Origin of the sequence: Vibrio stylophorae (genome assembly GCF_921293875.1) — a bacterium.
Lineage (GTDB): Bacteria > Pseudomonadota > Gammaproteobacteria > Enterobacterales > Vibrionaceae > Vibrio_A > Vibrio_A stylophorae.
On record NZ_CAKLDI010000003.1, the window covers coordinates 1 to 22,832 of the forward strand.

The window sequence follows — 22,832 nt, forward strand, 5'->3', positions numbered from 1 at the left end:
TGGTGATGGCATTCGCATTAACGCCAAAGGGGAGCGATTGGCGCTGGGGTTGGTGTACTTAAGTAAAGCGCATACCCGCGGGTGGTGATCCTAAAAGAGCAGGCCAAGCTGGCGGGTTTAGAGCTGAATTTGAAATGGTTGAAGGCTCAACCGGCTTTAAATATGTGCTTGAGAAAAATCCATCAGCTCGCGATGTTTGGTATGTCAGCGGGGATATTCCCGTGTACTGGCAATATTTCCATTCATTTAATGCCACAACAAGCCGCAAAACAACCATTTTACCGGTTATCACTCGGAAAAGCTCGATTCAGTTGATTATGCGTTACCGCGATGAGTTTGATATTGAAACCAAGCGAGCGTTATCTCGGCAGATCAGCAAGAGGTCATTGATGCGCGGTGATTGTGCCAGGTTTTGCAGTGCCCTATAGCCTCGGCTATTGGCGTTGGATGAAACTACCTGAGCAACCAGCGACGAAAAAAGCCACGGCAATTTTCTTTGAATCGGTTTTGCGGCTCAACGGGGACTTTCTGGATTGATCTCGATGAAAAGGCAAAAACAGAAGAAGCCAAAGAAGACGAGCGACCGATGAATCCGGTGACCTTGATTGATCATCAATTTAAGTTGGTGCATGAGGACGCACTCGCGCAGCAACAAACGACAGACACGATATCAGGAGGTGGTGATGAGTGATGTGATTCTTGCGGTCAAGTCATTAACCACCCAGTTTCAAACCGAACAAGGGCTGTTGACAGTCGTCGATGATTTGAGTTTTGAGCTGCGCGCTGGTGAAACCTTGGGTATTGTCGGGGAATCAGGCTGCGGTAAAAGTGTGACGGCAATGTCGATCCTTGGTTTATTGCCTCAACCCTATGGGCGGGTGAGCGGTGGCGAGATTCTATTTCAGGGGCAGGACTTATTAAAAGCGTCGGCGCAGCAACGTTATCAGCTGCGGGGCAATCGCATTGCGATGATTTTCCAAGATCCTATGACCGCGCTTAACCCAGTACAAACTATTGGCCAGCAGCTAGCCGAAGTATTTGAACTGCACCGAAGCGATGTGGCAAAGCCGAAAGTAAAAGCGGCATCCATCGCCTTGCTTGAGAAAGTGGGGATCACTGAGCCTGCCGCTCGTTTGTTGGTTTATCCACATCAGTTATCTGGTGGGATGCGCCAGCGGGTGATGATCGCCATGGCGTTGGCATGTCGGCCAGATATTTTAATTGCCGACGAGCCAACCACTGCACTGGATGTCACCATTCAGGCGCAAATTTTAGAATTGATTCAATCTTTGCAGCAAGAAACTGGCATGGCGGTGATCTTTATTACCCATGACTTGGGCGTTGTTGCTGAGATGTGCGACCAAGTTTTGGTGATGCCGGCAAAGCGGTGGAACAAACCGATGTCTTTACCTTGTTTGATTTTCCGCGTCATCCTTATACCAAAGGATTGCATGCGGCAATGCCATCAATATCGCAAACTGCAAAGAGCAAATTGCTGACCATTGAAGGTCAAGTTCCCCCTTTGCATGCTATGCCAAAGGGATGTCGATTTGCCAACCGCTGCCAATATGTATCAGCGCAGTGTGAGCAGTCCCCCAAATGCAATGCAGCAGCAACATGGTTGTGGCATGTTGGCACTGGCAGGAGATCTGAAATGACAACACCGCTATTAGAAGTAGTTGATATTGGGCAGCGCTTTGCATTGAAAGGCCCTTGGTGGAAGAAGCGGCAATACTTTCAAGCGGTCAAAGGTGTTTCATTGCGTGTGAGAGCCGGCGAAACGCTTGGTATTGTCGGTGAATCTGGCTCGGGTAAATCGACACTGGGGAAAACTATATCTTAATTTGCTCAGACCTAGTGAAGGGGCTCTGTATTTTCAAGGACACGAGTATACCCATGTGAGAGGCAAAGAGATGCGCGCTTTACGCCAGCAGATGCAGATGGTATTTCAAGATCCCATGGAGTCATTGAATGCGCGCCACACGATTGGAATGATAATAGAAGAGCCTTTGCTTATTCATGGATTGGGAAATCAACAGCAGCGCCGAGCGCGCGTTTTGGCTTTATTAGAAAAAGTTGGAATGCCAGCTTCCAGTATTGATAAATATCCCCATGAATTTTCTGGTGGCCAACGTCAGCGCATAGGTATTGCACGAGCCATCGCATTGTCACCCAAACTTCTGATTTGCGATGAGGCTGTATCAGCACTTGATGTATCCGTGCAGGCACAAATCATTAATCTGCTTTTATCACTACAGCAAGAGATGGGGCTTGCGACGATTTTCATCGCACATGACCTATCCGTGGTGCGGCATGTATCCGATCGCATCGCAGTGATGTATCAAGGTGAAATCTAGAGCAGGGTGAGGCGCAGCAGGTTTATCATGCCCCACAGCATCCATATACGCAGAAACTATTGGCTGCAATTCCGGTTCGTCATCCCAGTTTAAGAAAAAGAGAGCAAATCAATTTGTCGCAACAGCAGGCTGTTTGATGTTTTCTTCACCAAATTAAGCTGATTTCTCTAGGATAGAATGCAGCTTTGTGTGTTTTATGAACAAACAAAACAAAAACTGCATTTTTTCTTATTTTGCCCTTGCCAAGAAAAAATCTCTCCCTATAATGCGCCCTCGTTGTCACGGCAAACGTCGGAAACAACGGGTTGAGAAAGTTAAGAAAAAGACTTGACTCAACAGTGAAGTGCAGTAGAATGCACCTCCGCTTCGAGATGAAAATCGAAGCTGCTCTTTAACAATGTAACCAATCAATCTGTGTGGGCACTCGTTATTGATAGTCGAAAGATTTAAATCAATGAACTGAGTGACCAAACAAATCGAAAGATTTGGCACAGTCAATTCACATTACGATAGTAATGTAATCAGTATTCATTGAGTCGGTCGAAAGACCAAAAAACTTTTAATTGAAGAGTTTGATCATGGCTCAGATTGAACGCTGGCGGCAGGCCTAACACATGCAGTCGAGCGGCAGCGACATAAACAATCCTTCGGGTGCGTTTATGGGCGGCGAGCGGCGGACGGGTGAGTAATGCCTAGGAAGTTGCCCAGTAGAGGGGGATAACCATTGGAAACGATGGCTAATACCGCATAATCTCTTTGGAGCAAAGCAGGGGACCTTCGGGCCTTGTGCTACTGGATACGCCTAGGTGGGATTAGCTAGTTGGTGAGGTAAAGGCTCACCAAGGCGACGATCCCTAGCTGGTCTGAGAGGATGATCAGCCACACTGGAACTGAGACACGGTCCAGACTCCTACGGGAGGCAGCAGTGGGGAATATTGCACAATGGGCGCAAGCCTGATGCAGCCATGCCGCGTGTGTGAAGAAGGCCTTCGGGTTGTAAAGCACTTTCAGCAGTGAGGAAGGTGGTAAGATTAATACTCTTATCATTTGACGTTAGCTGCAGAAGAAGCACCGGCTACTCCGTGCCAGCAGCCGCGGTAATACGGAGGGTGCGAGCGTTAATCGGAATTACTGGCGTAAAGCGCATGCAGGCGGATGATTAAGCCAGATGTGAAAGCCCCGGGCTTAACCTGGGAATAGCATTTGGAACTGGTCATCTAGAGTCTTGTAGAGGGGGTAGAATTTTCAGGTGTAGCGGTGAAATGCGTAGAGATCTGAAGGAATACCGGTGGCGAAGGCGGCCCCTGGACAAAGACTGACGCTCAGATGCGAAAGCGTGGGTAGCAAACAGGATTAGATACCCTGGTAGTCCACGCCGTAAACGATGTCTACTTGGAGGTTGTTCCCTTGAGGAGTGGCTTTCGGAGCTAACGCGTTAAGTAGACCGCCTGGGGAGTACGGTCGCAAGATTAAAACTCAAATGAATTGACGGGGGCCCGCACAAGCGGTGGAGCATGTGGTTTAATTCGATGCAACGCGAAGAACCTTACCTACTCTTGACATCCATAGAACTTAGCAGAGATGCTTTGGTGCCTTCGGGAACTATGAGACAGGTGCTGCATGGCTGTCGTCAGCTCGTGTTGTGAAATGTTGGGTTAAGTCCCGCAACGAGCGCAACCCTTATCCTTGTTTGCCAGCACGTAATGGTGGGAACTCCAGGGAGACTGCCGGTGATAAACCGGAGGAAGGTGGGGACGACGTCAAGTCATCATGGCCCTTACGAGTAGGGCTACACACGTGCTACAATGGCGTATACAGAGGGCGGCGAACCAGCGATGGTAAGCGAATCCCAAAAAGTACGTCGTAGTCCGGATTGGAGTCTGCAACTCGACTCCATGAAGTCGGAATCGCTAGTAATCGTGGATCAGAATGCCACGGTGAATACGTTCCCGGGCCTTGTACACACCGCCCGTCACACCATGGGAGTGGGCTGCAAAAGAAGTGGGTAGTTTAACCTTCGGGAGGACGCTCACCACTTTGTGGTTCATGACTGGGGTGAAGTCGTAACAAGGTAGCCCTAGGGAACCTGGGGCTGGATCACCTCCTTACCTAAAGACTACTGACAAGTGTCCACACAGATTGATTTGGTTATAAAGTACGAGCAACGCTTATTGGGTCTGTAGCTCAGGTGGTTAGAGCGCACCCCTGATAAGGGTGAGGTCGGTGGTTCAAGTCCACTCAGACCCACCAATTCTTCTCCAGAAAGAATTGGATGTAAGCGAAATATTTGGGGCTATAGCTCAGCTGGGAGAGCGCTTGATTTGCATTCAAGAGGTCTGCGGTTCGATCCCGCATAGCTCCACCATCTTTAAACGCATTTGCTTAAGTGCTTTTAAAAATGGTTTCGAAAGAAACACATGCTCTTTAAAAATTTGGAAAGCTGACTAGTAAATTCATTTGAATGTAAGTTCAATGAATAACTAAAAATGTTTATTCATATACCCATATGAATAAACGAGTTCTCAAAAACACAATCAAGTGTCTTGAGTACGGCGAAAACTAGAAATCTTGGTGACTGTTCATATAGCCCTCTTCGGGTTGTATGGTTAAGTGACTAAGCGTATACGGTGGATGCCTTGGCAATCAGAGGCGATGAAGGACGTACTAACCTGCGATAAGCCATGAGGAGACGGTAAGAGTCATTACTACTCATGGATTTCCGAATGGGGAAACCCACTTGCATAAGCAAGTATCTTACAGTGAATACATAGCTGTAAGAGGCGAACCGGGAGAACTGAAACATCTAAGTACCCCGAGGAAAAGAAATCAACCGAGATTCCGAAAGTAGCGGCGAGCGAAATCGGACCAGCCCTTAAGTTTTTAGTGTGCTAAGCGAACGTTCCTGGAAAGGACGGCGATACAGGGTGATAGCCCCGTAGCTGAAAGTGCACTTTAGATGAAATCGAGTAGGACGGGACACGTGGTATCCTGTCTGAATATGGGGGACCATCCTCCAAGGCTAAATACTCCTGATTGACCGATAGTGAACCAGTACCGTGAGGGAAAGGCGAAAAGAACCCCTGTGAGGGGAGTGAAATAGAACCTGAAACCGTATACGTACAAGCAGTGGGAGCACCTTCGTGGTGTGACTGCGTACCTTTTGTATAATGGGTCAGCGACTTATATTCAGTGGCGAGGTTAACCGATTAGGGGAGCCGTAGCGAAAGCGAGTGTTAACTGCGCGTTTAGTCTCTGGATATAGACCCGAAACCGAGTGATCTAGCCATGGGCAGGTTGAAGGTTGAGTAACATCAACTGGAGGACCGAACCGACTAATGTTGAAAAATTAGCGGATGACTTGTGGCTAGGGGTGAAAGGCCAATCAAACTCGGAGATAGCTGGTTCTCCCCGAAAGCTATTTAGGTAGCGCCTCGGACGAATACTACTGGGGGTAGAGCACTGTTAAGGCTAGGGGGTCATCCCGACTTACCAACCCTTTGCAAACTCCGAATACCAGTAAGTACTATCCGGGAGACACACGGCGGGTGCTAACGTCCGTCGTGGAGAGGGAAACAACCCAGACCGCCAGCTAAGGTCCCAAAGTATTGCTAAGTGGGAAAACGATGTGGGAAGGCTCAGACAGCCAGGATGTTGGCTTAGAAGCAGCCATCATTTAAAGAAAGCGTAATAGCTCACTGGTCGAGTCGGCCTGCGCGGAAGATGTAACGGGGCTAAGCAATACACCGAAGCTGCGGCAATGTACTTTAGTATATTGGGTAGGGGAGCGTTCTGTAAGCTGTTGAAGGTGAACTGAGAAGTTTGCTGGAGGTATCAGAAGTGCGAATGCTGACATGAGTAACGACAAAGGGAGTGAAAAACTCCCTCGCCGGAAGACCAAGGGTTCCTGTCCAACGTTAATCGGGGCAGGGTGAGTCGGCCCCTAAGGCGAGGCTGAAAAGCGTAGTCGATGGGAAACGGGTTAATATTCCCGTACTGCTGATAACTGCGATGGGGGGACGGAGAAGGCTAGGTGGGCCAGGCGACGGTTGTCCTGGTTCAAGGGTGTAGGTTGAGTGTTTAGGCAAATCCGGACACTTAAGACTGAGACCTGATGTCGAAGCCACTACGGTGGTGAAGTCATTGATGCCATGCTTCCAGGAAAAGCCTCTAAGCTTCAGGTTATCAGGAACCGTACCCCAAACCGACACAGGTGGTCGGGTAGAGAATACCAAGGCGCTTGAGAGAACTCGGGTGAAGGAACTAGGCAAAATGGTACCGTAACTTCGGGAGAAGGTACGCTCTTGATGGTGAAAGTCCCTTGCGGATGGAGCTGCTGAGAGTCGCAGATACCAGGTGGCTGCAACTGTTTATTAAAAACACGCACTGTGCAAATTCGAAAGAAGACGTATACGGTGTGACGCCTGCCCGGTGCCGGAAGGTTAATTGATGGGGTTAGAGGTAACTCGAAGCTCTTGATCGAAGCCCCGGTAAACGGCGGCCGTAACTATAACGGTCCTAAGGTAGCGAAATTCCTTGTCGGGTAAGTTCCGACCTGCACGAATGGCGTAATGATGGCCACGCTGTCTCCACCCGAGACTCAGTGAAATTGAAATCGCTGTGAAGATGCAGTGTACCCGCGGCTAGACGGAAAGACCCGTGAACCTTTACTACAGCTTGGCACTGAACATGAGCCTACATGTGTAGGATAGGTGGGAGGCTTTGAAGCAGAGACGCTAGTTTCTGTGGAGCCGACCTTGAAATACCACCCTTGTATGTTTGATGTTCTAACTTGGCCCCATTATCTGGGGTGAGGACAGTGCCTGGTGGGTAGTTTGACTGGGGCGGTCTCCTCCCAAAGAGTAACGGAGGAGCACGAAGGTGGGCTAATCACGGTCGGACATCGTGAGGTTAGTGTAATGGCATAAGCCCGCTTGACTGCGAGAATGACGGTTCGAGCAGGTGCGAAAGCAGGTCATAGTGATCCGGTGGTTCTGAATGGAAGGGCCATCGCTCAACGGATAAAAGGTACTCCGGGGATAACAGGCTGATACCGCCCAAGAGTTCATATCGACGGCGGTGTTTGGCCCTCGATGTCGGCTCATCAACATCCTGGGGCTGAAGTCGGTCCCAAGGGTATGGCTGTTCGCCATTTAAAGTGGTACGCGAGCTGGGTTTAGAACGTCGGGAGACAGTTCGGTCCCTATCTGCCGTGGGCGTTGGAAGATTGAGAGGGGCTGCTCCTAGTACGAGAGGACCGGAGTGGGACGAACCTCTGGTGTTCGGTTGTCACGCAGTGGCATTGCCCGGTAGCTAAGTTCGGAATCGATAACCGCTGAAAGCATCTAAGCGGGAAGCGAGCCTCAAGATGAGTCTTCCCTGAGACTTTAAGTCTCCTAAAGGGTTGTTCGAGACTAGAACGTTGATAGGGCAGGGGTGTAAGCGTTGTGAGACGTTGAGCTAACCTGTACTAATCGCCCGTGAGGCTTAACCATACAACACCCAAGAGGGTTTTACGTACACAAGCTTGATTGTGTTGAGAACGAAGCAAGAACTAGTCGAATAAAGCTTTCCAGATTTAACAAATTTGCTTGGCGGCCATAGCGCTGTGGACCCACCTGATTCCATGCCGAACTCAGAAGTGAAACGCAGCTGCGCCGATGGTAGTGTGGGGCTTCCCATGTGAGAGTAGGTCACCGCCAGGCTTCAAATTTAAGTTGATGCATCGCATCTGCTTGAGTGGAGCGGTAGTTCAGTTGGTTAGAATACCGGCCTGTCACGCCGGGGGTCGCGGGTTCGAGTCCCGTCCGCTCCGCCACTGATTTAGACAAAGTTAAGTCTTTAAAATAACTACAGGGGTGTAGCTCCAATTGGCAGAGCACGCGGATTCCAAATCCGCGTGTTGGGAGTTCGAATCTCTCCACCCCTGCCACATTAAGGCCTAGTCGAAAGACTAGGCCTTTTTCGTTTGCACTTAATAAATTGATAGCGTATTCCGCCATGCACAAAGTTGCGCGTGTGGAGTTCGAATCTCCCACCCCTGCCACATTAAGGCCTAGTCGAAAGACTGGGTCTTTTTCGTTTGTATTGAATTTAGCTGGGCAGCGGATGGATCCACTATGTCCTAGTTGCGCGTGATAAGTTTGAATCCCACGTAAGGGTATGTATCGGGAGCATTTGCTTGGCTTCGCTGATTGAGTTGCCATCAATTTATAGCAGCTTAATTGCGTTACTTTTGATCAAACAAAAGGCGAGAACGTGAATCGGAAAAACCTTCTTTTATTTTCTTTTCAAAATCAACTCGGTTGCGTCAAAGCTAGTTGGTGATATAAATAAATCCCTGTAGTATCAGCGCGTTATTGTTCCTTAAATGGAGGTATGGATGAAATTTTCCGTGTATTGCTTGCCTGCTTTACCCTTTTGATTGCATCAACAAGCTATGCCAACGAAGGGAGTAGTGATTGTATTTTTTTCAGCATTTAGCGATAAATGGATTCAAGATCATCCAGCATTGAAAGGTGCGCTTTGGGATCAAAGCAGTCGTAGTTTTAGCTTCAGCTTGGCGCTGGTGAATTTCTCTATATCCAAGGGGCGGCTGTGACAGCTATAGTGAAACCTATCAACTTATTTTGTTAACCGTAGCCTAGAAAATCTACGTAATTCTCAGTGGCATAAAGTGCAGCTGATGCGCTTGGCGGAACTTACTTTGTCACAGGATTATTTTGCAATGCTTAAACCAACATTGGAGCAGCAAAACTTACTTGTGCAAGCTGAGCACTATGAGCTGTTTATTGATCCTGACATGGAAGGGGATCGCGGTTATGCCGTGCGAGTTGATCGCATTAACAACAATACTGTTAGTTTTTCCCTTTCTTGGGGTGTTGAATAGATAAACTTTGGCATAAATAAAAAGGCTGCATGATGCAGCCTTTTTGTATTTAGGCATGAAGCTGTCGTCGTTCTTGATTACGAGTGAATTGCCAATCCACAATTCGATAGATGGTCAGGTTAAATAGAATTAATCCAATCACGAAGGGCAATATAGGGAATACCGGTGCCTTCAATGCTTCAAATATGCTCACGCTTCCCTTTGACATATCTAAGAGCTAAAGCTCCATTCGATATATCCTGTGAGTAAAGCCATGACGGTTACGCCACTTGCGATGACAGTGCCGATAAGTGGTACTTGCCACATTTTGTTTTGGTTGTACCACATCGACAGTAGTGTGATCCCTAAAATGATAGCTATGCCTAATATCACCTGATTAATAACAGCCCAGCTGGTTACAACAGGGGATGTTGCATTCCCGCGCCAAAGCTGAAGCAGAGCATGATGCTGATGGTGATAAGCATTGCGCTATACCGATACTGTTTAACGGCGCTCTTTCCACATAGATGTAGCGCCAGCCAACGGATGGCAAAGTAGCCAGTTAAATTGAGGCTTAAAGCCACGGGAACCATAAGAACTTGTAGCCAGACCGTATTGGCAAAGAACTGCTGTTTTTCAGGAATGGTATAAAAACCCATGAGATAAATTAGCGAGGTCAGTGCGATCTGAACAATGCCGTGGTTGAGATAGATCTCTCCACTATGTTGACCAAGCGCGCTGAATCGAGTGGGCTGCTGAGTTACTTTACTTAAACACCATGCAAGCAATGCGACTGTCACAATGATTGTCGAGAAATAATAATCGACGGGTACACGCATCCCCTGCGACTTAATCAAAAATAACATTCAGCAAAGGTCATCAGTGAACCGATGAGCGCGATAGCGAGCCAGAGTCCTTGTGGTTTCTTTTGGCTCCAGGATTGAAGTGACCATTGGCTACATTGATAACCTAGGGTGACATAGAACAGCGCAAAAAAGAGCGGGTCACGTGAGTTTTTGAAAAACTGATGACTGGATGAAAACCAAGGTGTCTCAAAAAATATTTGGATGCCTTGTCCGCATAGACCAATGGCATAGAGCACACTCGCGATTGCAAGAAGTGTAGTTGTGCGCTTAAATCGCTGAGCGATATAAACGGCCAAAATACTCCAAATGAGTGCGGGCAAGAACCACATAATTTCAGCGCCAGCCGTACCGTGATAAAGCAAGGTTAGTATGGATACCGGTTGCCAGTTTCCATAGCTATAGCCAATTGCTAGCATATAAATCAACACCCAACTCACATACATCAGCACAATTTTACTGATATAGCGCTGGGTATAGCGCCATCCCTGTTGCTGGACTTTATGATGGAAAAAGTAACCGGCAACAATAAAGAAAAATGGTACGGCAAAACGCGAAACGCTATTGAAGAAAAGATAAAGCGGATGCGTCGGATCGCCTTGAAAGTATTGGAACACACTAAAATGTATAAAGAAAATCGCAATGATTGCGAAAAACTTCATACCATCGATGCGGTAAACCTTTTCCATTCCTGATTCCCTACCTTCTTGATGATGTATGAATTGTTTCCTGTTGTTCTAACCATTGGCGAAGTGCGCCACCATATTCAACATAAATATTGAGGTGTAGAACAAGTAAAGTGAGAGTCGTGATTAAATAAATCCAGTTAAAGTACTTTGCCATCGCATTCGTTGTCGCTCTCCATCAGCAAGAATGGCTAAAGCGACGATACAAAACGGATAAGCAATTAACAGAATAATTAAACATCCCAAATAGCCAGGAGATGGCCATGGCTCAAGTTGTGCTGCATGTGCAAGCTCTTCCATCGCATACCTCCATGTGCAGTATGCGGCGCACGGATTAAACCGTATTGGATAAAACGGCCATCATGATTCAATTTTGGTGACGGCATGTTTTGCCAAAATTTGCTTTGGTGTGGTTCCCGTAAATTTTGAAAATGCCGAATAAGATGAGACTCATCGTAATAAGGGTGGTTGCGATAGAGCCAAGATTCGCCATGCTGTAGGAGTTTTTGCATGCTCCACTGAAAGCGTGCGTAATCGGAAAACTGTTTTGGTGAAAGGCCTATATGAGTATCAAATCGCGGCGCAGCTGGCGAAGAGACACCGAGTGTTTGTGCCCAGCTCTCAGTGAGCTCTGTTTTCGGATGGTTAGTAGTTGCGCGCTTGCCTGAATGGCTCTTTTCAGGTTGAACTCAGCGCTATCTTGAGCTGATTTGCTGCTTTTTAACCACTGCTCCATGCATTTTTGTCGCGCTTCAAACTGTGATTTTCCTGAAAAAAAGCCAGCACAGGTTGCATTCTCTTGGTGCAAAGCTGCGCTATCTTGTATTGCATGATATTGGCTTAGTCTGTTTTGGAAAAAAAGCTGTCGCATACCCATGGCAAAACCATACAGAAATGCGAATGGGACCAGAATAGTCCGCTGATAGGGAAATTGTGGTAAGCATAGTTCGCAGCTGTGGCGCCTGGATTTCGACAAAGACCAAGTACTGGCATGCATCAGGCAGCGCCAGATATTCAAATGTGCCTTGTTTGAGTTCAAGTTGCCAACAACCAGTTAGGTAAGGTTGTAGCTCAGTGCACATTGGCTGCCACTGAAATTGATGCGCCAAGGCATATGGGTGGCTGATAAGCATTGGGTCGAATCATAGGGCATGATTGAAAGTGTTCTCTATAAAAGCAAGTATCAAATGATGTTGCGGATTTTCTCGGCACAAAAGTGTGAACCGCTTGTGGTTTATCTTTAGAAAGCAGTCAATGCGTGAAAATACCCACAAATTGATCTCTTTATCGCCGCTTGATGTGTCTATTGGTTGTTCTTTGTTCGAACGGTGCATTTAAGGCTTGCGCACTTGGGGAAGCTTTCGTAATATACGCCCCGCACCGGAGAGATGGCTGAGTGGTTTAAAGCACCGGTCTTGAAAACCGGCGTGGGTTTATAGCCCACCTAGGGTTCAAATCCCTATCTCTCCGCCACATTAAAAAAAACCGCCTACTCAGGCGGTTTTTTGCTTTCTGGCTTCTTAAAATTTCCATTAGAGATAGGGTGTGAAGCCTAGTTAGGGTTCAGCCGAGCGACGCGAGACAACAACGGCTCTGTGTAGGCCCGTAGGGAGAGCGCGCAGCGACCGAATTAATCCCTATTTCTCCGCTGCATTAGAGAGGCCACTGTTTTACAGCGGCCTTTTTGTTTTTCAGGGGGATGAAATTTCTGGTCAGAGAATTCATTCTATTTATTCACCCTATTTAAGTTTCGTCGCAAGACGAGGCATCTGTCGTGAAGGCGGCTGATCAAAGAATGGAACTACAGTCATTGGCTCGCAGTTTTATGGATGATCAGAAAGGCAGCTATGCTTGAGTGAGTTTCGTAACGACAGGAGCTTACTTATGCCAACCTATTACTCTGTTCTTGAGGTGACGCCGACTTCGGATGAATGGGTCGAGGATTATGTCGCGGCATCTCATCGTTTAGTCCATCAACATGGTGGGCAATATCTTGCGCGCACGAATACTCATGAACGTCTTGAAGGGAATCGCACCAATCCCACACTTCGTATCATCATTTCATGGCCATCGCGGCAAGCTGCGATTGATTTTATGAATGATCTTGAATACATCCCACATCTGCAGGCCCGTATTGCAGGCTCAGAGAGTCACCATGCGCTGATTGAAGGCGTTGACCAGCTAGCCTGACGAATCGAGTAATAAAAGCTTCGCGCTTCATTTAGACGGCTTAAATTCAAATGGCTGAAACTCAAAAGGTGCGCTTTTTGCCTTGCGCACCAATATCGATGACAGCTTTAGATGCTATCGCTAGGGGATAGCGCTAATTAATTCGTGCATGTAGCCAATCTTTGAGTTGTGCTCGGTCATGTTTGAGTTGCAGCATGGAGTGATCACTAATTGGGGCGCCATTTAGCTCCAAAACGCGAATCTCTTTATCCAGCGCATTGTATTGTTTCACTTGATCTGCAAATTCATTATCGTTTTTGCATCAGACGCTCAATGGCATCTTTGTGATGTGGGAACTCATGGATTAGAGAGTGATTTTCACCGAGCATAGGAACCTCATTGATTTGGTTGGTAAAGAAGCGCAGCCTACGACTGTGCGTGGTCGGTCGTAGGATGACACCTATTTACCCTAGACAAAAAACTGAAGGTGATGCTTATCATTGCTGCGACACGCACTTTGCATATCGCAGCATGTGATGATTGTTATTGTGCTGGGGTAAATTCAGCCTTGGGATCACGCGCTTCGGTGACGCGATAGAGGTGATATTTTCTCGCTAACATTTGCCCGCCATCGCGGGTGAGTGGTGTCCAAGCAATGACGGCACGATTGGCACTGGGCTTGATGGTAAAGAGATCAAATGGAATCGAGACATAAACGCCTTTGGTAAAGCTGCCTTCGCCAAACTCTTCTGCTGAAAGATCGGTCTTAGCAAAGTAAGCGCCTGCAACCACGCCGCTATCAAATTGCTTGGATAGATCCACAGTGACGCCTCGATCTTCTGCAAGATATTGGCCGACACTTACTTTGAATAGCAGATTGTCAAACCAAGTCCACTCAGGACGATAATAAGCCGTGAGATGACCCGTGAGTGCGCCAGTTTGAACGCGATAATGGCGGTTGGTGATTGGGTCGTATTGTACCTCTTCGGTGAAGACGCTAAAGGTGTTGTCAGGATCGCGCTGCGCCACATAGTTGACATCAAGCCCCCAAGCCCAGTTGCTATTGAGTGTGCGATAAAGAATTTCACTACCGACACCGGCAAACATAGTTTCGAGATAACCACCATAATTTTGTAAATAGACATCATCTCCCAACTGATGGAAGCTGGTGAGCTGCAGGTTACTCAAACGCAGTGGACTATCTGAGATATATTGGCGCACCAAGGTTCGTACGCGTTTTAAATCAGTGCCATCGGGTGGAACGTCATAAAGGAATTGGTCATAGTTATCATAGAGGTTGAGGTAGATCCCGCCACCAATGGTGATATGGTCCGTTAACCAATAGGATGCACCGCCATTAATCCCCACATTAAAGAGGTAAAAATCTTCAGAGCCACCAATAGACTGCTGCAAAACAGGCGTTAACCCGTAATGCAACGCTTGATGATTGTCCGCTTGCAATGGCGCCTGAACGGGCTGCGGATTTTCTCGCTGAATGGCATCTGTGATGGATGCGTCCACATACTGCTGCTCTGCGACGGCGGTGTAAGCTTGTACGTCAATGTTGGTTTGTAACACAGGAATAGAAGCCTGCTGTTCAATAAGATGATAACGCGCGGCTTGGCTACCTGTGTTTTTCAAAATCAGTGCTGCTTTTTCAATCGCAATATTTTGATCTCGGTATTTGCTTTGAGTCCCGACAACGTAAATATCATCGTTATCCGCATAGATTTGGTTATCGTCGTAACCTGCGATGCGTTCAAGCTCTTTTGAGACTTGTTGCCATTGAATGTCTTCAGCGCTCGTGGATGGCGTAGGCTGATAAGCTGGTGTGGGGGTATCCACCCAGTTTTGTTTGAGCGTGTTAAAGTTGGTTTTTAGGGTGAAACCCAGTGTCCATGTGTTCCCACGCTCATAGTTCGCGCGTAGATAACCCCAGTCTTTCAGCCGGTAAATCATACCCACATTGACGGAGAGTCTTGCTCCATTTCATGCGGAAGGCGAACTGCTACAAAGTCGCCTTTGTAATCATTGGCATCGTACTCAACTTTAATGACTAAAGGTTTCCATGGGGTTTGGTATTCAACCCCACCAAACACTGACATACAGCCTGTAAACCAGCGTTCGTAATCAAGGCTGCCACCGCGTCCCTTATAATTACTACCTCGGCCACAATCAGGGTTACTTTTATTTCCTTTGAGATTGCCTCGGTTACCGATATAGCCCCAGCCAACGCCTAAGGTGACATCAAAATCACCAAAGCGTTTGCTTGCAGCAATATATTCACCATCAAACAGTCCTGTTCCCGCTAAATCACGAAAACCTATGGCTGTTTCTGGTAACCAGAAGCTTTCTTGCCAGAGTCGAAATTTTAGATCGACGCCTTTATCGGTGTACTCGGTGTCGCCACTGAAATTTGGATCGCCGCTATACAACAAATCGGGGGTTTGCGTATAGCGAATGGTCGTTTCAAACCAAGGCATAACCTGTAGTGAGGTATGGTAGTGGCGATAATCATTATTAATTGTGAAGCCTGCAGAAAATTCACCATCAGCTGCTGAGCGGCCATTGGGCATTTGAATTAAGCCGATACCACCAAAATCATAGGTGGTTGGGGTATATGGAGATTGAATCTCTGTTGCCATAACAAGTGATGTCGCCGTCATCAAACTCAGCGCGAGCATTTGAACTCGGTTCAGAATAAATTTCATGGCTACATCACTCTATGTTTCAACAGTTCAGGAATGACTTGATTCAGCCCTTTCTGCGATGAGGGTAAATTGAAATAGGGGACAAAATGATGGCACCAGGTGCGATACCGCGACTATTTTCGTTCCAATAAGCGACGGTATGAATTTCTAAATGGCCGTTTGGCTGAATCACATACACCTCATCGAGCCCCATATAGCGCAGAATGCTTGCTTGCTCGAGATAATCTTTGGCCGATTGCGTCGCTTGAAAAGGTAGCTTCATCGTTTTTTACAACATTGCCGGTAACCCAAACATGATTAGGCCTGGTTGGCAAGAGCAGCAATAAGTCACCGGAGATTTGCGGGTTTACCGCGTTGCCAAGCAAGTAAAGATCAGGGTCAATCGTCACATTGACACGTGGCTTAAAGACGCTGCGATTTAAAAACTGAGTAAGAGACTGGATAGATAGGGCGCGCGGCATGTTCTCATTTTTAACTGCGCTTTGTTCTAGTTGTGTGAGTTGTTGCAATGTCTGTGTGAGGGATGTTGAAAGCGCGTTGTCTGGTCGCGATTGTTCAAATAAACCCGAGCCAAGCCAGTAAACGCCACTTGTTTGATGTGCGCTTTGTAATGTTTTAGGGCGCAGTTTTAAACCCTCATCAATAAGCTGTGAAACACGTGGGCTTCCCTCAAATATCAATTGGCTTTTGGCGCGCTCTTGTGAGGATGTTTTTACAGTTAACCTTGTTTGCTGCTGTGTTAGAGCATGTTGTTGCGCTAAAACGAGCTGCCCACTCAAACTGAAAATGATTGCGGTGAAGAAAAGGCGGTATAGTTTTTTCATTGTGGCGCCTCTTCAGAGTTTGCATAGGGTTTTAAAATTGTCAGTTCAATGGGCGACATATAAGGCGCAGGTTGTTGAATACTGGCAATGACACGGCCTGAATTTGGATCAATCCAGAAATGATTGGTAAAGGTCAGTTCAAGCTCTGGTAGGGTGACAAGCTCGGTGTAATAGAGGGTGTGAATCTGACGTTCATTGATGACTTTGCTTTGCGCAGCTTGAAATTTAAATTGGCTGCGCATGAGGTAACCCACGTGATGACCAGGTTGCCAGTCAACCTGTCGCTGCCAAGTTGTTGGCGTGGACTTAAGGTGTAAACCAAGCGCCAAGGGATCAGCCGTTTCTGCATAGCTAGCCGTTAAATTTATCTCGCTTAAGCCCACCGTTTTAATGATTCGACCGGCCTCGGTGACAATCATTTCATGATTAGATGACAGCCACTTGAGCTGTTTGAATTTTGTTTTTTCGATTGGGGCTGAATCGCTGGGGTCGCATAACCAAGCACCATAAAGGCTTGGCCACTGCCTGCCATTTTTGCGTACAAACTGGCATAGGGAGTTCATCAATTGTTTTAGCAGGAACAATGACATCGGAAGGGCCGAGTAGTGCTAGGGACATGGTCTCTTTCACATCGTTAAATTTTTGAGTGCAACCTAGCAATACCGATAATCCAACCATGCACATGGTTTGTTTAAGGTTCAGTTTTAATTTCATGATCCCACCGCACTTGCGCGTTCCTTGTGGTGAATAGAAAAAGGGTATTTAGCGGATTGGGTGGCACTGTCTTAATGAAAACCGAACAGCTGAGCTGCTCGGTTTTGGTTACCGCATGGCCATCAAAGTGCCGTTGTGGTTGTGGTGGTGGTTGCTGTATCGTTATCTGATGAATCAGAGGTTACCACCACCGCAGCGGCAATTGCAGCTGTAACGGCAACGGTGGCGGTAGTTACCGTGCCGACAGCAAAACCAGTTGCGGTTGCGCCGCCTGCCGCACACACCACTTGCGCTTGCCGTAGTCGCTCCTTCGGTTGCCGCTATAACCGGCGATGAAAGTAATACCGCGGTTAAAATAGTAATTACATATTTTTCCATAAATAGCTCCATATCATAAATGCCTACTTTGATATAGCAGGCTATTTAAAACTAATCATGAATTATCTTGAAGTAAATGTGTGAGTGTCTATTTTGATCGGAATTTTATTTATCTGACAATGTTTTGAAACTTATTTTTTTGGTAAGTGATTTATTATGGACTGTTTTTTGAAGGTGAATTGCAATGGTTGTGTAAAATTAACATGTTTAACTTGATGTCTTCGATTGAGGGTGGTTTTTTTTGTGTTTAAATGCAAGCATGCAATAGAAATTTACAGGGTGTTTTCATAGTGCTGACTTTTATTTTGCTGATGATAATTTATTGGGCTGGTATGAATTGGGTGTAAATAATGAATATTGATCTAATTTCATGATTTATATTGGTTTTAATCGCTTTTTTTTTCGCTAGTTTATATCGAGTGAGTTATTGTTCCTTTTTGGTTAAATATGGCGCGTTATGGCCTTAATACTTTGAGGTTGTGATTGTGAGTTGAGTTAATTGATTGTTTTTGTATTGCTTTTCTTGTTTTTTATCAGGCGTCTCATTTGCCTGGGATTTATTGCTTGGCGGTGGTGTATTTGTTGATGGGATGTGACGAGGCTTTTGCAGTATGTTGTCATGGCGTTCATTTTTTTTTGCTGAAATAAATGCAACACATTGAACAATTAGCTGAAATGAAAATTATAAATAAACGACTATTTGTATTGCTACTACCCACTATACTCGCTGGATGTACCATTCCTGGTACTTTTCTTAGCGTCGGGGATAAACAACAAATTGAGATAACGAATCTCAACATTTATCTGATAGCGTAAATCTGTACTTATTGACGGTAGGTAACATTCACCAATTTTCTACATTGCATCATTATGCGCCAGCGGCAAACCCAACGTTGGACGCACAACTTGCATCTTATGAATATCGTGTGGGTGCTGGGGATATCCTTAATGTAACGATTTGGGATCACCCAGAGTTAACGATTCCTGCAGGATCTTATCGCAGTGCTTCTGAAGCGGGTAACTGGGTTCATGCTGATGGCACTATTTTCTATCCCTATATTGGCACTGTTTCTGTTCAAATAAGACTGTGCGTGAAATTCGAACTGAGCTTGCTCGTAAACTCAGTCGCTATATTGAAAGCCCTCAAGTCGATGTCAATGTCGCAGCATTTCGTTCTAAAAAAGCCTATATCACAGGTGAGATTTCTAAGCCAGGTACACAAGCAATTACCAATATTCCACTGACATTGCTTGATGCGATTAATCGAGCGGGTGGTCTGGGTGAAGATGCTGACTGGCGAAATGTTGTGCTTACTCGTAATGGTCAGGAGAGAACCATTTCTCTCTATGGGTTGATGCAACGCGGCGATCTTACGCAAATTTCCTGTTACAGCCTGGAGATATTATCCATGTGCCACGTAATGATGCGCAGAAAGTGTTTGTGATGGGCGAAGTGAATGAGCCCAAACTTCTTAAAATTGACCGTGCAGGAATGAGTTTAACCGAGGCATTGAGCGCAGTTGGCGGCATTAACCAGCTTTCAGCAGATGCCACAGGTGTATTTGTGATTCGCACATCAAATGATAAATCAGAGCGTATGGCGGATGTCTATCAGCTAAATATGCAAGACGCTTTGCTTTGGTGCTCGGTACTGAATTTGAGCTACATCCCTATGACGTCGTGTATGTCACAACGGCACCTGTGAGCACTTGGAGTCGTGTCATTGATCAGTTGTTGCCGACGATTTCAGGCTTTAACGAACTGACGGAAAGCATGCTCAGAATACGCAATTGGCCGTAGTTACCAAGGCATGTAGAGAGGCTTATGTTTAATAAAATTATAGTGGTTTGTGTTGCCAATATTTGTCGTTCTCCAATTGGAGCTCGCCTTTTACAGCAGCGATTGCCCCACAAATTGATAGCTTCTGCTGGGATAGCAGCGAGAAAAGCCACATGGTTGGAAAGCCTGCGGATCCATTCTCGATAGCTGTCTCAATCGAGCATGGTGTGAATTTAAATTGTCATCGTTCGCAGCAGCTAACAGAGCAGATGTGCCAAGAATATGATCTGATTTTAGTCATGGAGAAAGGGCACATTTCAGCAGTGACAGATATTGCTCCAACGGCGCGAGGGAAAACCATGTTGTTGGGGCATGGATTGGACCAAAAGAGATTCCTGACCCGTATCGGCAAAGCAAAGAAAGCGTTTGATTTTGCTTATCAGTTGATTGATCAGGCGTCATCAGCATGGGTTGAAAATTAAAGTAAATACGGTGGGATAAGGGCGGAATTTCGTCATTTATCTTTAATGTTTAAAACGACGTTGCACTGTCAGGAAGGTGTAGAGACTCCTTGCTGCTCGCGGATTGTCGCAAAAAAATAATGCAAATTTATGACTCAGACTTCTAAAACTGTCGCAGCACCAAGTGATGAAATCGATCTCAGCAAATTAATCGGCATTTTGTTTGATGCGAAGTGGCTTCTTGTTGCTGTAACCTTCGCATCCGCATTGGTTGGTGTAGCGATTGCTTTGTTATCACCCCAATCTATAAGGCTGATGCGCTCATTCAAATTGAAGAAAAAAGCTCTGTGGCATTTCAGCCATGGTGGGGATATGGGCGAGCTATTTTCTCAAGAGTCTTCTGCGACCACTGAAATTGAAATAATTAAATCGCGGATGATTCTAGGAGACACGGTCGATAAGTTCAATTTAACGACAGTCGTTTCAGCAGACTATATGCCGCTCATTGGCAAGGCTTGCGCGCTTATCGGGACAAGCTGCATATTTCAAATCAGTCGATATGAGCAACCAAAACAAGGCTATATCGCAGCGAATGCGGTGAATAAATTATCGTCACCGATGCACAACAGCAACACTACAAGCTTGTTGATCAACATGGGCAAACACTTCTCTCAGGCCGAGTCGGAGAGCTTGCTAAGGGGCAGGCTATCAACTATTTATCTCGGCGCTCACAGCTCAAACAGGTAATGAGTTTTCTATACACAAGCAAAGCAAGCTAGAAGCGATTCAATGGCTCAGCAGCATTTATCTGTGAGTGAAAGAGGAAAGCAAACTGGGATTTTGGCATTAAGTTTTACCGGTGAGAACCGTCTTTTAATTACCGCAATACTCAATGACATCGCAGAAAATTACTTTCTACAAAACGTTGAGCGAAACTCAGCAGAAGCGGAGAAAACCTGACTTTTCTACAAGGACACCTACCTGATATTCATCGCAATTGACAGGTGCTGAAGATAGTTTGAATACACTATCGGCAAGAGAACGAGTCAGTGGATTTGGGGTTAGAAGCAGAACTCAGCCCTTAAAGTGATGGTTGAGCTTGAAGCACAACTGAATGAATTGACCTTTAAAGAAGCGAAATTAGCCAGCGTTTTACCAAAGATCATCCAGCCTATCGCGCACTGCTTGATAAGCGACAAACGCTACTAGGGGAAAAAGAGCGGCTTAACAAAGAAATTCAAAAATTACCAAAAACACAACGAGAGGTACTCAGTCTTACGCGCGACGTTGAGGTGATCAGCAAATTTATATTCAACTGCTAAATAAAGTGCAAGAACTCAACATCATTAAAGCTGGCACTGTCGGAAATGTTCGAATTCTCGATAACGCCGAGTCCTATGCAAAGCCAGTGAAGCCAAAAAAAGCATTAATTGTCATTTTGGCAACATTATTGGGCAGCATGTTAAGCGTTGCTTATTTCTGAATTCGAGCAGCGTTACATAAAGGTGTAGAACACCTGAAGAGATTGAACAACTCGGCTTGTCTGTTTTTGCCAGTGTACCGAAATCACAGATGCAATCAAAATTGCAGAAGCTCTGAATAACAAGTACAAAACGACGAAGTAGTGAGTTACAGCTGCTGGCTGAAACAAATGCAGCAGATTTATCGTTGAAGCATTGCGAGGTCTTCGTACCAGCTTGCACTTTGCAATGCTCGAGCAAAAAATAATGTGGTGATGATTTCAGGGCCCGCACCAAGTATCGGTAAATCTTTTGTCTCCAGTAATTTTGCAGCAGTGACTGCAAAAACAGGACAAAAAATTTTTTAATCGATGCAGATATGCGTAAAGGCTATTTGCAACAGTGCTTTGGTGAAACTTGGGAAAATGGCCTTTCCGATTACCTGTCAGGAAAAATAAGCATTGAACAAACGATTAAACATACTCAGGTCGAAATTTAGATTTGATTACTCGTGGCCGTGTGCCGCCAAATCCTTCTGAATTACTGATGCACTCACGATTTAAATCTCTAGTGGAATGGGCAAATCAACACTATGACTTAGTCATTATTGACACCCGCCTATTTTAGCTGTTACAGAATCCAAATATTGTAGGCGCGATAGCTGAACCACCTTAATGGTGACTCGTTTTGGTCAAAATACAGTGAAAGAAATAGAATTTGCGAGAAGTAGATTTGCACAGAATGGTATTGAAATAAAGTGTGATCTTAAACGCAACAGAAAAGAAAGCATCAAGCTACGGCCATGGTTATGGTTATTACAACTACAATTATGTAACTGAAGGTAAATAATGTTTTATATAAACTAACAAGAGGCTAAATAATGAAAGGTAAGGTGTTTAAGTGTTTTTTTGGTACAAGACCTGAAGCAATAAAAATGGCTCCACTTGTTCATACGTTGTCTGCAGATGAACGTTTTATTTCAAAGGTTTGTGTAACGGCGCAGCATCGCGAAATGTTAGATCAAGTATTGTCACTTTTGATATTACGCCTGACTATGACTTAAATATGATGCGTGCTGGGCAACATTGAATGAATAACCACGAATCATATACAAAATAAGCCGCGTACTACAAATTTTAAACCTGATGTGATCCTTGTGCATGGCGACACGGCCACTACGTTTGCAACAGTCTTGCTGCCTATTATGAGCAATTCCAGTCGGCCATATCGAAGCAGGGTCGCCAGGAATCTGTACTCGCCATGGCCAGAAGAAGCGAATCGAAACTAACAGCCGCGCTACACAATTTCATTTGCACCACTGATAATTCAAAACAACCGCTCAATGAAAATATTTCACCCGAACTAATTTCAGTGACCGGCAATACGGTTTATCGACGCATTGCATTTAATAAAAGATAAAATAGTCAACGACGAGCAGTTGAATATTCAGCTCTGTAATTTATTTCCAATGCTGGATGAGTCTAAAAATTAATTTTAGTGACTGGCCATAGGCGAGAAAGTTTTGGTGATGGATTTGAACGTATTTGCCAAGCACTTGCACAAATC

15 protein-coding genes, 5 tRNA genes, 3 rRNA genes and 7 pseudogenes are annotated in these 22,832 nt (G+C 45.8%); 20 read left to right on the forward strand and 10 right to left on the reverse strand.

The window, feature by feature from the left end:
* Positions 1–134: 134 nt before the first annotated feature.
* The 12 genes and pseudogenes from L9P36_RS16240 (at position 135) to L9P36_RS16295 (ending at position 9,243) form a co-directional block, all read left to right on the forward strand.
* Positions 135–428, forward strand: coding sequence for a hypothetical protein (locus L9P36_RS16240; protein WP_237468687.1), 294 nt, complete (start codon positions 135–137; stop codon positions 426–428).
* 68 nt (positions 429–496) lie between these two features.
* Positions 497–691 carry a hypothetical protein gene (locus L9P36_RS16245; RefSeq protein ID WP_237468688.1) on the forward strand — a complete coding sequence of 65 codons (195 nt, stop codon included), beginning with the start codon at positions 497–499 and terminating at the stop codon, positions 689–691.
* Positions 681–1,588, forward strand: a pseudogene (locus tag L9P36_RS16250) (ABC transporter ATP-binding protein); the annotation flags it as partial. The gene L9P36_RS16245 and the pseudogene L9P36_RS16250, both read left to right, overlap by 11 nt.
* A 66-nt stretch (positions 1,589–1,654) precedes the next feature.
* Positions 1,655–2,494: pseudogene (locus L9P36_RS16255) on the forward strand (ABC transporter ATP-binding protein).
* A gap of 423 nt (positions 2,495–2,917) precedes the next feature.
* Positions 2,918–4,465 (forward strand): 16S ribosomal RNA (locus L9P36_RS16260).
* 65 nt (positions 4,466–4,530) lie between these two features.
* Positions 4,531–4,607, forward strand: a tRNA-Ile gene (locus L9P36_RS16265).
* A 39-nt stretch (positions 4,608–4,646) separates the two neighbouring features.
* Positions 4,647–4,722 (forward strand) — tRNA-Ala (locus L9P36_RS16270).
* A 239-nt stretch (positions 4,723–4,961) separates the two neighbouring features.
* A 23S ribosomal RNA gene (locus L9P36_RS16275) occupies positions 4,962–7,849 on the forward strand.
* Between the two features lie 95 nt (positions 7,850–7,944).
* Positions 7,945–8,059 (forward strand): 5S ribosomal RNA (gene rrf, locus L9P36_RS16280).
* Together the 16S, 23S and 5S rRNA genes with 4 tRNA genes alongside form the textbook arrangement of a ribosomal RNA operon.
* Before the next feature lie 36 nt (positions 8,060–8,095).
* A tRNA-Asp gene (locus L9P36_RS16285) sits at positions 8,096–8,172 on the forward strand.
* 36 nt (positions 8,173–8,208) lie between these two features.
* Positions 8,209–8,286, forward strand: a tRNA-Trp gene (locus L9P36_RS16290).
* Between the two features lie 795 nt (positions 8,287–9,081).
* Positions 9,082–9,243, forward strand: a complete 162-nt coding sequence (locus L9P36_RS16295) for a hypothetical protein (protein WP_237468689.1) — start codon at positions 9,082–9,084, stop codon at positions 9,241–9,243.
* Between the two features lie 395 nt (positions 9,244–9,638).
* Here L9P36_RS16295 and L9P36_RS16300 read toward each other — a convergent pair whose 3' ends face one another.
* From L9P36_RS16300 to L9P36_RS16310, 3 genes are all read right to left on the reverse strand, one after another.
* Positions 9,639–10,088, reverse strand: a complete 450-nt coding sequence (locus tag L9P36_RS16300; protein WP_237468690.1) for a hypothetical protein — start codon at positions 10,086–10,088, stop codon at positions 9,639–9,641.
* Entirely contained in the window at positions 10,076–10,774 is a 699-nt protein-coding gene (locus L9P36_RS16305) for an acyltransferase family protein (protein ID WP_237468691.1), read from the reverse strand. The genes L9P36_RS16300 and L9P36_RS16305 overlap by 13 nt, the downstream gene beginning before the upstream one ends.
* A 123-nt stretch (positions 10,775–10,897) precedes the next feature.
* Positions 10,898–11,071 carry a hypothetical protein gene (locus tag L9P36_RS16310; protein ID WP_237468692.1) on the reverse strand — a complete coding sequence of 58 codons (174 nt, stop codon included), beginning with the start codon at positions 11,069–11,071 and terminating at the stop codon, positions 10,898–10,900.
* Positions 11,072–12,153: 1,082 nt separating this feature from the next.
* Between L9P36_RS16310 and L9P36_RS16315 the strand changes: the two genes are divergently transcribed.
* Positions 12,154–12,244 (forward strand) — tRNA-Ser (locus L9P36_RS16315).
* Positions 12,245–12,655: 411 nt separating this feature from the next.
* Complete coding sequence (locus L9P36_RS16320; RefSeq protein WP_237468693.1) at positions 12,656–12,961, forward strand: DUF1330 domain-containing protein; 306 nt, start codon at positions 12,656–12,658, stop codon at positions 12,959–12,961.
* Between the two features lie 133 nt (positions 12,962–13,094).
* Here the strand turns inward: L9P36_RS16320 and L9P36_RS16325 are convergent.
* The 7 genes and pseudogenes from L9P36_RS16325 to L9P36_RS16350 form a co-directional block, all read right to left on the reverse strand.
* Positions 13,095–13,329: pseudogene (locus L9P36_RS16325) on the reverse strand (HP1242/YdcH family protein).
* Between the two features lie 154 nt (positions 13,330–13,483).
* Positions 13,484–15,651, reverse strand: a pseudogene (locus L9P36_RS16330) (YjbH domain-containing protein).
* A gap of 43 nt (positions 15,652–15,694) precedes the next feature.
* Positions 15,695–15,913 (reverse strand): capsule biosynthesis GfcC family protein, encoded by a 219-nt coding sequence (locus tag L9P36_RS16430; protein WP_354004736.1) that lies wholly within the window; start codon positions 15,911–15,913, stop codon positions 15,695–15,697.
* Positions 15,831–16,475 carry a capsule biosynthesis GfcC D2 domain-containing protein gene (locus L9P36_RS16335; protein WP_237468694.1) on the reverse strand — a complete coding sequence of 215 codons (645 nt, stop codon included), beginning with the start codon at positions 16,473–16,475 and terminating at the stop codon, positions 15,831–15,833. The genes L9P36_RS16430 and L9P36_RS16335 overlap by 83 nt, the downstream gene beginning before the upstream one ends.
* A complete protein-coding gene (locus L9P36_RS16340) occupies positions 16,472–16,894 on the reverse strand; it encodes a YjbF family lipoprotein (protein WP_237468695.1) in 423 nt (140 codons plus the stop codon). Before L9P36_RS16340 ends, L9P36_RS16335 begins: the two co-directional genes overlap by 4 nt.
* A 7-nt stretch (positions 16,895–16,901) precedes the next feature.
* Complete coding sequence (locus L9P36_RS16345) at positions 16,902–17,189, reverse strand: hypothetical protein (RefSeq protein WP_237468696.1); 288 nt, start codon at positions 17,187–17,189, stop codon at positions 16,902–16,904.
* 122 nt (positions 17,190–17,311) lie between these two features.
* Entirely contained in the window at positions 17,312–17,473 is a 162-nt protein-coding gene (locus L9P36_RS16350) for a hypothetical protein (RefSeq protein ID WP_237468697.1), read from the reverse strand.
* 972 nt (positions 17,474–18,445) lie between these two features.
* Here L9P36_RS16350 and L9P36_RS16355 point away from each other — a divergent pair.
* The 6 genes and pseudogenes from L9P36_RS16355 to wecB form a co-directional block, all read left to right on the forward strand.
* Positions 18,446–19,366: pseudogene (locus L9P36_RS16355) on the forward strand (polysaccharide export protein); the annotation flags it as partial.
* Between the two features lie 24 nt (positions 19,367–19,390).
* Positions 19,391–19,827: pseudogene (locus tag L9P36_RS16360) on the forward strand (arsenate reductase/protein-tyrosine-phosphatase family protein).
* 129 nt (positions 19,828–19,956) lie between these two features.
* A complete protein-coding gene (locus tag L9P36_RS16365; RefSeq protein WP_237468698.1) occupies positions 19,957–20,553 on the forward strand; it encodes a Wzz/FepE/Etk N-terminal domain-containing protein in 597 nt (198 codons plus the stop codon).
* Positions 20,554–20,595: 42 nt separating this feature from the next.
* Positions 20,596–20,766, forward strand: a complete 171-nt coding sequence (locus tag L9P36_RS16370; RefSeq protein ID WP_237468699.1) for a hypothetical protein — start codon at positions 20,596–20,598, stop codon at positions 20,764–20,766.
* A gap of 367 nt (positions 20,767–21,133) precedes the next feature.
* Positions 21,134–21,289: a GNVR domain-containing protein gene (locus tag L9P36_RS16375; RefSeq protein WP_237468700.1), complete on the forward strand. Its 156-nt coding sequence runs from the start codon at positions 21,134–21,136 to the stop codon at positions 21,287–21,289.
* 857 nt (positions 21,290–22,146) lie between these two features.
* Positions 22,147–22,832, forward strand: a pseudogene (gene wecB, locus L9P36_RS16380) (non-hydrolyzing UDP-N-acetylglucosamine 2-epimerase); the annotation flags it as partial.

Coding starts and splice junctions, on each gene's coding strand:
- L9P36_RS16240 (WP_237468687.1), top strand. CDS start 135: ATGGTTGAAGGCTCAACCGGCTTTAAATATGTGCTTGAGAAAAATCCA.
- L9P36_RS16295 (WP_237468689.1), top strand. CDS start 9,082: ATGCTTAAACCAACATTGGAGCAGCAAAACTTACTTGTGCAAGCTGAG.
- L9P36_RS16300 (WP_237468690.1), bottom strand. CDS start 10,088: ATGTTATTTTTGATTAAGTCGCAGGGGATGCGTGTACCCGTCGATTAT.
- L9P36_RS16305 (WP_237468691.1), bottom strand. CDS start 10,774: ATGGAAAAGGTTTACCGCATCGATGGTATGAAGTTTTTCGCAATCATT.
- L9P36_RS16310 (WP_237468692.1), bottom strand. CDS start 11,071: ATGGAAGAGCTTGCACATGCAGCACAACTTGAGCCATGGCCATCTCCT.
- L9P36_RS16320 (WP_237468693.1), top strand. CDS start 12,656: ATGCCAACCTATTACTCTGTTCTTGAGGTGACGCCGACTTCGGATGAA.
- L9P36_RS16430 (WP_354004736.1), bottom strand. CDS start 15,913: ATGAAGCTACCTTTTCAAGCGACGCAATCGGCCAAAGATTATCTCGAG.
- L9P36_RS16335 (WP_237468694.1), bottom strand. CDS start 16,475: ATGAAAAAACTATACCGCCTTTTCTTCACCGCAATCATTTTCAGTTTG.
- L9P36_RS16340 (WP_237468695.1), bottom strand. CDS start 16,894: ATGATTGTCACCGAGGCCGGTCGAATCATTAAAACGGTGGGCTTAAGC.
- L9P36_RS16345 (WP_237468696.1), bottom strand. CDS start 17,189: ATGAAATTAAAACTGAACCTTAAACAAACCATGTGCATGGTTGGATTA.
- L9P36_RS16365 (WP_237468698.1), top strand. CDS start 19,957: ATGACTCAGACTTCTAAAACTGTCGCAGCACCAAGTGATGAAATCGAT.
- L9P36_RS16370 (WP_237468699.1), top strand. CDS start 20,596: ATGGCTCAGCAGCATTTATCTGTGAGTGAAAGAGGAAAGCAAACTGGG.